Origin of the sequence: Fertoeibacter niger, from assembly GCF_009380135.2 — a bacterium.
Lineage (GTDB): Bacteria > Pseudomonadota > Alphaproteobacteria > Rhodobacterales > Rhodobacteraceae > Fertoeibacter > Fertoeibacter niger.
Window position 1 is genome coordinate 264917 of record NZ_WHUT02000005.1, and the last position, 12689, is coordinate 277605.

A 12689-nucleotide genomic window follows, 5' to 3' on the forward strand; every position below is an offset into this window, starting at 1 on the left:
TAATGGCGGCAAGGCGCCTGCTGCTGCGCGAATCCTTGCCAAGTGAAGCACGCGCATGCGAGGGTGATGCCGTTGAATTCGGGAGGATTTCTGATGCGTGGATTGATGAATGCGCTGATGGCGGCGTCGCTGAGCCTCGCTGTTGCCGCTCCGGCTCTGGCGCAGGAAGTGGTGCCACCCAAACGCTTTGTCCTCAGCGCCGACACCGATTTTCCGGGCGGCGATCTGGCCACGATTCTGGATACCACGCTGGATGCCTGTCAGCGCGCCTGCCTTGCGAACCAAAGCTGCACCGCATTCACCTTCAACACGCGCAACGGGTCGTGCTTTCCGAAATCAGCCCCCGGCGACGCCGCATTCTTTCAGGGCGCGTTTTCCGGCAACCTGCTGACCGCTGCGGCGGGGGCCGAGGATCGGGCCGAAACACGGCGCGGTGAACTGACATTTTTGCAGGATTATGACATCGCCAATGCCACGGCGCAGGCCACCGGCCTTGCCAACCAGCACACGGTCAACGGCTATACCGCCGCCGAGCATCTGCAATCGGCACGCGATTCCGAATCCGCGGGCAACATGCGGCAGGCCGCGAATTTCACCGGCGCGGCGCTGAACATCACCGATTCCGCCGAGGATTGGGTGGATTATGCCCGCCTGCTGCTGGCGGCGGGGGAACCGAACACTGACCAGCAGCGCGCCTTCCGCGATGCGGCGGTGAATGCCGCGATCAACGGCTATCTGCGCGCCGAAAGCCCGGCTTTGCGCCATACCGCGCTGGTCTACATGGGGCAGGCGTTGGAAAAGACCGACCGTGGCAACATGACCGTGCAGGCGCTGCGTCTGGCGCAGGCCTTGCAGCCGCGCGATGATACGGCGGCCCTGCTGGATGACGCCATCGGCAAATACGGCTTCCGCATTGCGGAACATGACGTGCAGTCCGACAGCGCGCGCCCGCGCGTCTGCGCGACCTTCACCGAGGATCTGGTCGAGGCGGGGGTGGATTATTCCAGCTTTGTCCAACTGCCCGAACCCGGCCTGACAGTGGAAAAAGGCGGCTGGCGGCAGTTGTGTGTCGAGGGGCTGACCCATGGCGCGCGTTACAGCCTGACCTTCCGCGAAGGGCTGCCTGCTGCCGATGGGCAGACCATGGCAAGATCGGTGCCGCTGAATGTCTATGTGCGCGACCGCAGCCCCGGCGTGCGCTTTCCCGGCCGCGCCTATGTGCTGCCGCGCAGCGGCACCGCCGCGCTGCCGGTGGAAACGGTGAACACGGAAAAGCTGGACCTGTCGTTGTTCCGCGTGTCTGACCGCAACCTGCTGCGCGCCATGCAGAACGATTACTTCGGCACCCCGATTGCCGACTATCAGGAAGAATACTTCAACGGCGAGATCGGGGATGAACTCTGGTCCGGCACCGCCGATGTGGCGATGGAGGTGAACCGCGATGTCACCACCCGCCTGCCGCTGGATGAAGCCATCGCAGGCCTGCCCGCCGGGATCTATGCACTGAAAGCGGCTGTGCCGGGGGTGGATACCTACACCATTCCCGCGGGATGGCAGTGGTTCGTCGTGTCCGATCTGGGTGTCACCACGATGACCGGGGTGGACGGGCTGCATGTGTTCGTGCGGGCGCTGGGAACGGCGGGCGCGAAAGCGGGCGTGACGGTGGAACTGGTGTCGCGCGCCAATGCGGTGCTGGGCACGGCCACCACCGACGAACTGGGCTATGCCAGTTTCGCCCCCGGCCTGACACGTGGCACGGGCGGCGCTGCGCCCGGGCTGGTGGTGGTGCGCGAGGGCGATGCCGACATGGCCTTTCTGTCGCTGTCCGACCCGGAATTTGACCTTTCCGACCGGGGGGTTGAGGGGCGCGAGCCTGCGCCGCCGGTTGATGTGTTCCTGACGACCGACCGCGGGGCCTACCGCGCTGGCGAGACGGTTTACGCCACCGCTCTGGCGCGCGATACCGTCGCTGCCGCGGTGCCGGGCCTGCCGCTGACCGCCGTGCTGAAACGCCCGGACGGGGTGGAATATTCGCGCGCGCTGGTTGCCGATGGCGGCGCGGGCGGGCATGTGTTCGCGCTGCCGGTGGGCGGTTCCGCCCCGCGCGGCGTCTGGCGGCTGGAGGTTCTGGCCGATCTGGAGGCTGCACCACTGGCCGCGAAAACCTTCCTTGTTGAAGATTTCCTGCCGGAACGCATTGATTTCACGCTGGCCCTGCCCGAAGGCACGATCCGGCTGGGCGATGCCCCCGAACTGACGATCGACGCGCGCTATCTGTTCGGTGCCCCCGGTGCCGATCTGGCGGTGGAGGGCGAGGTGCTGCTGCGCGCCGCATCCGAACTGCCGGGTTTTGCGGGCTATGTCTTTGGCCGCCATGACGAGCCTTTCGATGCACGGCTGGAAGGGTTCTCGGGCGAGCGCACCGATGAAGGTGGCCGCGCCCTGCTGCCGCTGACCCTGCCCCAGGTTGACGCCCCGGGCCGCCCGCTGGAGGCCCGCGTGACCGTGCGCGTCGCCGAAGGCTCGGGCCGCCCGGTGGAACGGCAACTGACCCGTCTGGTCGCACCCGAAGCGGCGCTGATCGGTGTGAAGCCGATGTTTGACGATGTGGTGGCCGAAGGGACCGAGGCGCGGTTCAATCTAATCGGTGTCGGGCCGGGTGGCGTGGCCTCCCCGATGGCCGTGACCTGGGAACTGACCCGGATCGAGACGAATTACCAATGGTATCAGCAGTATGGCTCGTGGAACTGGGAGCCCGTGATTTCCCGCACCCGCGTGGCCGAAGGCGCGGCCGAACTGGGCACGGATGCGGTGGAAATCGCAGCCCCCGTGACATGGGGCGAATATGAACTGGCCGTGGAACGCAGCGATGGCACGCCTGCCGCGACATCGACCACCTTCTATGCGGGCTGGTATGCGCCCGCCGATGTTTCTGCCACCCCTGACACGCTGGAACTCAGCCTCGACAAACCCGCCTATCTGCCGGGGGAAACCGCGCAACTGCGCATCGTGCCGCGCGCTGCGGGAACGGCGCTCATCACCGTGCTGTCGAACCGTCTGGTAAGCATGCAAGCGGTGGAAGTGGCCGAGGGTGAAAACACCATCCCGCTGACCGTGACTGACGAATGGGGCGCGGGCGTTTATGTGACCGCATCGGTGCTGCGCCCGATGGATGTGGCGGCGGGCCGCAACCCCGCCCGCGCGCTGGGTCTGGCCCATGCCGCGATTGACCCCGGCGGCCGCAAACTGACCACCACGATTGAAGCCGCCCCCGAGGCCGCACCGCGCGGCCCGATGGAGGTGGCGGTGAAGGTGGAGGGTCTGGCGACGGGTGACACCGCCTATGCGACGATTGCCGCCGTCGATGTCGGCATCCTGAACCTGACCGCCTTCAAATCCCCCGACCCCGAGGGGCATTACTTTGGCCAGCGCAAGCTGGGCGTCGGCATCCGTGACATCTATGGCCGTCTGATCGACGGGCTGAACGGGGCCGAGGGCGTTGTGCGTTCCGGCGGGGATGCCGGGGCCGGTGCGCGCCTGCAAGCGCCCCCGCCGACCGAGGAGCTGGTGGCCTATTTCACCGGCCCGGTCACGGTGGGCGCCGATGGCTATGCCCGCGCGTCGTTCGACCTGCCGTCGTTCAACGGCACGGTCAGGGTGATGGCGGTGGTCTGGTCGTCGAAGGCGGTGGGTCAGGCCGAGGCTGATGTGCTGGTGCGCGACCCGGTGGTTGTGACCGCCAGCCTGCCGCGTTTCCTGTCACCCGGCGATGAAAGCCGCCTGCTGCTGGAGATCGTGCATGCCACCGGGCCTTCGGGGCGGATGGGGCTGGATGTGACGGCCAACGGGCTGACGCTGGGCAATGTGCCCTCGGGCTTTGATCTGGGCGATCAGGCAAAGGCGGTTTATGCCATTCCGGTGACGGCGGGCGATGTGGGCCTGCACACAATCGACGTGGCGCTGACCACGCCGGATGGCAAGCAACTGACCAAGCGCCTGACCATCCCGGTGCAGGTGAACGACCCGGAACTGGCCCGCACCAGCCGCTTCGACCTTGCGGCGGGTGAGACATTCACGTTTGATTCCAACGTGTTTGCGGGGCTTATCCCCGGTTCGGCCAGCGCCACCATGGCCATCGGCCCGATTGCCCGGCTGAACGCGCCGGGTCTGCTGGCATCACTTGACCGCTATCCCTATGGCTGCACCGAACAGATCACGTCCAAGGCGTTGCCGCTGATCTACTTCGATCAGGTGGCGCAGGCGATGCAGCTGAAAGGCGCCGAAAACATCAGCCTGCGCATCGAGCAGGCGGTGGCCGAGGTGCTGACAAACCAGACATCCGAGGGCGGTTTCGGGCTTTGGGGCCCGGCGCAGGGCGATTTCTGGCTGGATGCCTATGTGACCGATTTCCTGTCACGTGCCCGCGCGCAGGGCCATGCGGTGCCTGATCTGGCCTTCCGCTCGGCCCTGGACAATCTGCGCAACCAGGTGAACTACCAGCCCGATTTCGATGCCGGGGGCGAGGCGCTGGCCTATGCGCTGATGGTTCTGGCGCGTGAGGGCGCGGCGGCGGTGGGCGACCTGCGCTACTATGCCGATGTGAAAGGCGATGCGTTTTCGACCCCCATCGCCCAGGCGCAACTGGGCGCGGCGCTGGCCAGCTATGGCGACCAGACCCGCGCCGATGCGATGTTCCGCAAGGCGGGCGACCGGATGGCCTCGCTGACTCCGACGGAAACTGCACAGGTTTTCCGCGCCGATTACGGCACCAACTACCGCGACGCGGCGGCGGTGCTGACGCTGGCGGTGGAGGCCGGGTCAGAGGCGGTTGACCGTGCCGCGCTGACCGACCGCATCGCCACGCATTCCGGTGCACTGTCCACGCAAGAGGCGACCTGGGCGCTGCTGGCGGCCAATGCGCTGATCGACCGGCCAGCGGCGGATGGCATCACCATCGACGGCGCGGCACCGACCGGGCCTTTGGTGCGGGTGCTGGATGCGGCGGGGGCACCTGTGATTGTGGCCAACGGGTCTGCCAGCCCCACAACCTTGACGGTGACGACCTACGGCGTGCCGTCGGAACCGGAACCTGCGGGCGGCAACGGCTATGCCATCACCCGCACCTATTACTCGATGGAGGGTGAGGCGGCCTCGCTGGACGGGCTGACCACGGGCACGCGGTTGGTGACGGTGCTGGAGGTGACGCCCTTCGGTTCGGGAGAAGCGCGGCTGATGCTGGCCGATCCGCTGCCCGCCGGCTTCGAGATCGACAACCCCAACCTGATCGCGGGGGGCGAGATTTCGGCGCTGGACTGGCTGGATCTGCAAACCGAGGTGGCGCATAGCGAATTCCGGCAAGACCGTTTCCTGACCGCCGTTGACCGCTATGACAACCAGCCGTTCCGCGTGGCCTATATCGTGCGGGCGGTGTCGCCGGGGGTGTTCCACCACCCTGCCGCATCGGTCGAAGACATGTATCGCCCTGATTTCCGCGCGCGGTCTGACGCGGGGCAGATCACGATCAGCGAGTGATGCGCGGGCGTCTTGCCTTTGCGGCGGCGGCGGGCCTGTGGCTCGCCGCCGTTGGTTTTGATGAGGCACGTCAATGGGTTGCGGATACCGTGCTGCCGCCCTTGGTGCTTGAAACCTCGGTCGAGGTGCTGGCGCGCGATGGCAGTTTGCTGCGCGCCTATACCGTGGCGGACGGGCGCTGGCGCATGGCAGTGGCACCCGGGGCGGTGGATGCGGCTTACCTTTCGATGCTGGTGGGGTTTGAGGACAAGCGGTTTTACCGGCACCGCGGGGTAGACCCGCTGGCGCTGGCGCGTGCGCTGGTGCAGGCGGCGCTGAACGGGCGGGTGGTATCGGGCGGTTCAACCCTGACGATGCAGGTCGCGCGGCTGCTGGAGGAAAGCGGAACCGGGCGGGTGGCGGGCAAGCTGCGGCAGATGCGGGTGGCACTGGCGCTGGAGCGGCGGCTGACCAAGGATGAAATTCTGTCGCTTTATCTGCACCTTGCGCCCTTTGGCGGCAATCTGGAGGGGGTGCGGGCGGCATCCTTGGCTTACTTTGGCAAAGAACCCCGGCGGTTGACCCCGGCTGAAGCCGCGCTGCTGGTGGCCATTCCGCAATCGCCCGAGGCACGCAGGCCTGATCGCGCGCCAGAGCGGGCCGAGGCGGCGCGGGCGCGGGTTCTGGCCCGCGCGGCGGGCGACGGGGTGCTGGACGCCGATCAGGCACAGGCAGCCCTGCGCGAGGCTATCCCACTGGCGCGCAAGGATTTTCCGGCGCTGGCCCCGCATCTGGCCGACCGGGTGCGGCGCGATGCGCCGGGGGTCGGGCGGCATGTGCTGACGCTGGATGCAGCCTTGCAGGGGCGGATCGAAGGGCTGGCGGTGGAGGCCGTGGCAGGGCAAGGCGACCGCTTGCAGGTGGCGATTGTGGTGGCCGACCACCGTTCCGGCGAGGTGCTGGCCAGTGTGGGGTCGGCGGCATATCAGGCCGATGCGCGTCAGGGTTTCGTGGACATGACGCAGGCACTGCGCAGCCCGGGATCGACGCTCAAGCCCTTGATATATGGGCTGGCTTTTGACGAAGGGTTGGCGCATCCGGAAACGATGATCGATGACCGGCCAGCGGTTTACGCAGGCTATGCGCCGCAGAATTTCGACCGGATCTTCCGGGGCGAGGTGCGGGTGCGCGAGGCGCTGCAACTGTCCTTGAACCTGCCGGTGGTGGCGCTGACCGACGCGCTGGGGCCGGCCAAGCTGCTGGCCGCGCTGCGCCGCACGGGGGTGGAGGCTGTGGTGCCGGGCGGGCAACCGGGGCTGGCGGTGGCACTGGGGGGCGTGGGCGTGACGCTGGAAGACATGGTTCAGCTATATGCCACGATGGCGCGGGGCGGGGTGGCGCGGCCCCTGCGGGTGACAGGGGAAAGTGAGGAAGGTCAACGGGTTATGTCAGCGGTGGCCGCATGGCAGGTGGGCGACATCCTGTCGGGCCTGGCCCCGCCGCCCGGGGCATCGGCCAACCGGCTGGCCTACAAGACCGGCACGAGTTACGGGCACCGCGATGCCTGGGCGCTGGGCTATGACGGGCGCCATGTGATCGGGGTCTGGATGGGGCGCGCGGATGGCACGCCGGTGCCGGGGGCCTTTGGCGGTGAATTGGCAGCGCCCGTGCTGTTTCAGGCGTTCAACCGGCTGAAGCCCGCGCTGATGGCCCAGCCCCCTGCGCCACCCGCCACGTTGTTGATTTCAAACGCGGAATTGCCGCAGCCCTTGCAGCGGTTCCGGTCGCGGGGGGCGGCCTTTCAGGCCGCAGCCGATGCGCCTGCGGTGGCCTTTCCGCCCGACGGGGCTGAGGTGGAGCTGCTGGACGGTGCCATGCTGGTGCGGGTGCGGGGCGGCGTCGCACCCTTTACCTGGCTGGCCGATGGCGTGCCGCTGGCCGTGGCGCTGCGCGGGCGGGAAACGGTGCTGGCGGTGGGCGGACCGGGGTTTGTGACGCTGTCGGTGATCGACGCAGAGGGGCGGTCGGCGCGGGCCCTGGTGCGGGTGCGGTAGATTTTGGGGCATGCACGGGCAGTATGATTCCGATGCACGGGTGATGCATGTCGCTGATGCGGGAACCGGGGGCCAGCCCCCGGACCCCCGGGATATTTAGCGACAGAAAATAGGGTAAGTCAGAGCCGCTCGATCGCCAGTGCGATGCCCTGACCGCCACCGATGCACATGGTGATGAGGGCGCGGTGGCCGCCGGTGCGGTCAAGCTCATACATCGCCTTGACGGTGATCAGCGCGCCGGTGGCCCCGACGGGGTGGCCCAGGGCGATGGCGCCGCCGTTGGGGTTCACGCGGGCGGGATCGAGGCCAAGGGCGGCGGTGACGGCGAGGGCCTGTGCGGCAAAGGCCTCGTTTGATTCGATGACTTCGAAGTCGGCGGCGGTCAGGCCGGTGCGGGCCAGCAGGGCCTGCACGGCGGGGATCGGGCCAAGCCCCATGACGCGGGGGGCAACACCGGCATGGGCGTAGCCGATGATGCGGAAGCGGGGGGTGAGGCCAGCCGCCTTGGCCGCGTCGCTGCGCGCGAGGATCAGGGCGGCGGCCCCGTCATTGATGCCCGACGCATTGCCTGCGGTGACGCTGCCGTCTTTGCGGAAAGCCGGGCGCAGGGCGGCGAGGGCGGCGGCGCTGGTGGCTTTGGGATGCTCATCCGTGTCGAAATGCACGGTGCCCTTGCGGGTGGTGATTTCGACGGGCGCTATCTGGCTGGCAAAACGGCCCTCGGCAATGGCGCGGGCGGCGCGGGATTGCGATTCGAGCGCGAAGGCATCCTGTGCCTCGCGCGTCAGGCCGTGTTCGGCGGCGACGTTTTCCGCCGTGATGCCCATGTGGCCGGTGCCGAAGGGGCAGGTGAGTGCGCCTGTCATCATGTCGACGGCGCTGGCATCGCCCATCTTCTGCCCGAAGCGGGCGGCGGGCAGGGAGTAGGGTGAGCGGCTCATGCATTCGGCGCCACCGGCCAAGGCGAAGGCGGCGTCGCCCAGCATCAGCGCCTGCATGGCCGAGACGATGGCCTGCACGCCCGAGCCGCAAAGCCGGTTCACGTTCATTGCCGGGGTGGTTTCGGGCACGCCGGCCTGCATGGCGGCGACGCGGGCCAGATACATGTCGCGCGGTTCGGTGTTGATGACATGGCCGAAAACGGTGGTGCCGATCTGCGCCGGGGCGAGGCCCGCCCGTTCGAGCGCGGCTTTGGCAGCGGTGGTGGCAAGATCAATGGGTGGGATGGCGGCGAGGGAGCCGCCGAAAGAGCCGATGGCGGTGCGGGCACCGGAGAGGATGACGATGTCGGTCATGGTGTGTCCTGTGGCTGGTGCCGGTCGGGATGGGCGGCGGCGACGGCGGGAAGCGACTCCAGATTGGCCATGATTGCGCCGATGCGCGAGAGCGACGTTACGTCGATGCCTTGGCGTCGGGCATTGTAGATTTGCGGCACAAGGCAGATGTCGGCGATGGTCACGCGGTCGCCATGGCAGAAGGTGCCGGTGGAGGGGTGGTCGAGCATGCGTTCCAGCGCGGCAAGACCGCGCGTCATGTGGTGGGTCTGCCAGTCATCGGCACTGATCGCGCCGCCCGAGGCTTTGGCGACATGGCTGCGCACCGACAGGTTGCAGACCGGGCCAATTTCCATCGCCACGGCATAGGCCAGCGCGCGGGCGCGGGCGCGGCCCGGGGCATCGGCGGGCAGCAGGCCTGCGCCATGCACCTCGTCCAGATATTCCAGGATGGCGAGGGATTGGGTGAGCAGTAGCCCGTCGATGGCCAGCGTGGGCACCAGACCCTGCGGGTTGCGGGCCAGATTTTCGGGGCTGCGGTGTTCGCCGGTCAAAAGGTTCACCGGGATGGCGGTATAGGGAAGCCCCATCAGGTTCAGCGCGATGCGGATGCGGTAAGCGGCGGAGGACCGCCAATAGTCGTATAGCGTGATCATTTCACCTCCAGCATTGTCAGCAGGGCGCGGCGGAAGGGTGCGGCATCAGGGCCAAGCCGGGCCAGCACCTGCGCCTGATAATCCAGCGCGATGGGAAGGATGCGGGCGATCAGCGCCTCGCCCGCGGGGGTCAGCGTCATCTCCAGCAGGCGGCGGTCGGTGGGGTGGGCGCGTTTGGCGATCAGGCCCGCAACCTCCAGCCGGGCGGCGGCGCGGGACACCTTGGATTTGTCCATGTCGACCCTTGCATGAATCTCGCGCACCGACACGGCACCCGATTGTGCCAGATGCGCCAGCACGCGCCATTCGGGAATGGAGAGACCGAATTCGGCCTTGTAACGCTCGGCAAAGCCGCGGCTGACATGGCTGGCGGCGACGGCAAGCTGATAGGGCAGGAAGGCGGACAGGTCAAAATCGCTCAAAGGATGGGCTCCGTGCGGGGCTTTGCGGCCATGACTGCATGGTTGGCTGGCCTTGCGCAAGGCCGGGGTGTTGACAGTGCCGGGGCGGCGGGTGACAGGGCTGTGGTCAAGGCGGAGGACGGGCATCGTGCGGCAGCTTGTGAAGGCGAATCTGGGGCTGCTGGCGGCGGGGTTGGGCACGTTCATCGTGATGGGGGCCGGGCAGGGCATGTTTGGCCCGTCACTTCCGGCACTGGCCCGGACATTCGGGCTGGCGGGGCCAGAGGCGGGGCTGCTGGTGTCGGCGCAATGGGTGGGGGCTGCGGTGGGCGTGACCGTGATGTTCCTGCGGGCTGGCTGGATCAGCCCTCGCGTGGCACTGGTGCTGATGGCGGCGGGGGCGGCGCTGATGGCGGCAGGGCTGGCTTGGGGGCTGGTGCTGCTGGGCGCGCTGGTGTTCGGCGTGGGCTATGGCGCGACGACCGTTGTGTATAACCCGCTGTTCCTGAAACGGTTCGGCACACGTGGCCCGGCCATGCTGGGGCTGTTGAACGCGACATTCGGGATCGGGGCGATTACTGCGCCGCTGGTGTTTGTGGCGCTGGGCAATGACCCGGGAATGGGGTTTGCGCTGGTGGCGGGGCTGTGCCTGCTGGTCTGGCTGGCCGCGGGGTCGGTGGGTGTGGCACCGGTGGCGACCATGGCGGCGGGGCCGTTCCGGCTGCGGCCGGGGATCCTGAGCTTTGGCGCGGTGGCCATCGGGATCGAGGCCTGCCTGATCGGGCTTGGCCCCACGGCGCTGATCGCGGCGGGTGAAACCGAGGCGGCGGCGGCGCAATATCTGTCGCTGTTCTTTGTGGCGTTTCTGGCGGTGCGGGTGGGGCTGATGTGGTTGTCGGATCTGATGCCGCCGTTCAGCCTGTTTACCTGCGCGCTGGGGCTGGCGGGGGCGTCGGCGCTGGGGGCCGTGCTGCTTAACGCGGGGCTGTTCTTTGTGCTGCTGGGTGTGGCGGCGGGGCTGTTTTTTCCGGCATTCTATGTCTGTGCCACGCTGCGGATGGGGGATGACCCGCGCGTGGCTCCCACGATCATCGCGGCGGGGCTGGTGGGGGGCATTTCATCGCCGCTGATCCTGTCGGGGCTGATGGGATGGCTGGGCGGGCAAGCGTTTTTCTGGGTGATTGCCGGGGTAGCGCTGACCGCGGCGGCGGCCGGGGTGCTGGCGATGGGGTATATGAACAGCAGCCTGAACCGGGCCCCTGCCCCCTGACATTGGCGGACGGAGGGATGAGCCGGCAGGCGGAGGATTCGGCTGTTGACTTCGTTGCATTTGCAACGATATATGTGGTGCAGATTGTGCCGGAGCCGACCGTTGCGGGCACCGGCCTTGGGGGAGGATCACATGAACAGCCAGACCACGCCTTCGGGCATGATCCGTGCCGCCGCGATGACCGGCCCGCATGAGGGCTATATGCCCGGCTTTGGCAATGATTTTGAAACCGAGGCGCTGCCCGGCGCGCTGCCGCAGGGGCGCAATAGCCCGCAGCGCTGCAATTACGGGCTGTATGGCGAGCAGCTTTCCGGCACCGCCTTTACCGCGCCCAGCCACCAGAACGAACGGACCTGGTGCTATCGCATCCGGCCGTCGGTGAAGCACACGCACCGCTTTGAAAAGATCGCCCTGCCCTATTGGAAAAGCGCGCCGCATATCGACCCCGATGTGATCAGCCTGGGGCAATACCGCTGGGATCCGGTGCCGCACACCGGCGAAGCGATTACCTGGCTGACCGGCATGCGAACCATGACCACCGCGGGCGATGTGAACATTCAGGTCGGCATGGCCAGCCATGTCTATCTGGTGACACAGTCCATGGTGGATGAGTATTTCTTCAGCGCCGACAGCGAATTGCTGGTGGTGCCGCAGCAGGGCCGGTTGCGGTTCTGCACCGAGCTGGGGGTGATCGACCTTGCCCCGCAGGAGATTGCCATCATCCCGCGCGGGCTGGTCTATCGGGTGGAAGTGATCGAGGGGCCGTGCCGGGGCTTTGTCTGCGAAAACTACGGGCAGAAATTTGACCTGCCGGGCCGTGGCCCGATTGGCGCGAATTGCATGGCCAACCGGCGCGATTTCAAGACGCCGGTGGCGGCGTTTGAAGACCGCGAGGTGGCGTCAACCGTCACGGTGAAATGGTGCGGCCAGTTCCACCGCACCCGCATTGGCCACAGCCCGCTGGATGTGGTGGCCTGGCACGGCAATTATGCCCCGGTGAAATACGACCTGACCACCTATTGCCCGGTGGGGGCGATATTGTTCGACCACCCGGACCCCAGCATTTTCACCGTGCTGACCGCGCCTTCGGGGGTGGAGGGGACGGCGAACATCGACTTTGTGCTGTTCCGCGACCGCTGGATGGTGGCCGAGGATACGTTCCGCCCGCCGTGGTATCACAAGAACATCATGTCGGAACTGATGGGCAACATTCACGGCGTCTATGATGCCAAGCCCAAGGGTTTCGTGCCCGGTGGGATGAGCCTGCACAATTGCATGCTGCCGCACGGGCCGGACCGCAACGCCTTTGACGGCGCGTCCTATGGCGAGTTGGCGGCGCACAAGCTGGAAGACACGATGTCGTTCATGTTCGAGACCCGCTTTCCGCAGCACCTGACCGGCTTTGCCGCCAAAGAGGCCCCGTTGCAGGATGATTACATCGACTGCTGGGAAAGCCTTGGCAAAAAGTTCGACGGCACGCCTGGGCTGAAATAGCCTGCGGTTGCGCAGCAGGGAGGAGTGCA

The 12689-nt window shown here is 67.2% G+C and carries 7 protein-coding genes; 4 read left to right on the top strand and 3 right to left on the bottom strand.

What is annotated here, in order from left to right; genetic code table 11:
* Positions 1 to 93 precede the first annotated feature (93 nt).
* A complete protein-coding gene (locus GEU84_RS10795) occupies positions 94 to 5532 on the top strand; it encodes an alpha-2-macroglobulin family protein (RefSeq protein WP_241427645.1) in 5439 nt (1812 codons plus the stop codon).
* Positions 5532 to 7565, top strand: a complete 2034-nt coding sequence (gene pbpC / locus GEU84_RS10800; protein ID WP_152826292.1) for a penicillin-binding protein 1C — start codon at positions 5532 to 5534, stop codon at positions 7563 to 7565. The genes GEU84_RS10795 and pbpC overlap by 1 nt, the downstream gene beginning before the upstream one ends.
* A gap of 119 nt (positions 7566 to 7684) precedes the next feature.
* On the opposite strand, the gene bktB is transcribed toward pbpC, so the two are convergent.
* From bktB to GEU84_RS10815, 3 genes are read right to left on the bottom strand one after another with little or no spacing between them, the layout of a single operon-like run.
* Entirely contained in the window at positions 7685 to 8860 is a 1176-nt protein-coding gene (gene bktB, locus GEU84_RS10805; protein ID WP_152826294.1) for a beta-ketothiolase BktB, read from the bottom strand.
* Positions 8857 to 9495, bottom strand: a complete 639-nt coding sequence (gene maiA, locus GEU84_RS10810) for a maleylacetoacetate isomerase (protein WP_152826296.1) — start codon at positions 9493 to 9495, stop codon at positions 8857 to 8859. The genes bktB and maiA overlap by 4 nt, the downstream gene beginning before the upstream one ends.
* Complete coding sequence (locus GEU84_RS10815; RefSeq protein ID WP_152826297.1) at positions 9492 to 9917, bottom strand: MarR family winged helix-turn-helix transcriptional regulator; 426 nt, start codon at positions 9915 to 9917, stop codon at positions 9492 to 9494. The genes maiA and GEU84_RS10815 overlap by 4 nt, the downstream gene beginning before the upstream one ends.
* 127 nt (positions 9918 to 10044) lie before the next feature.
* Here GEU84_RS10815 and GEU84_RS10820 point away from each other — a divergent pair, with 127 nt between their 5' ends.
* Entirely contained in the window at positions 10045 to 11166 is a 1122-nt protein-coding gene (locus tag GEU84_RS10820) for an MFS transporter (protein ID WP_174539774.1), read from the top strand.
* A 132-nt stretch (positions 11167 to 11298) separates the two neighbouring features.
* A complete protein-coding gene (hmgA, locus tag GEU84_RS10825) occupies positions 11299 to 12660 on the top strand; it encodes a homogentisate 1,2-dioxygenase (RefSeq protein ID WP_152826298.1) in 1362 nt (453 codons plus the stop codon).
* Positions 12661 to 12689: the final 29 nt, after the last annotated feature.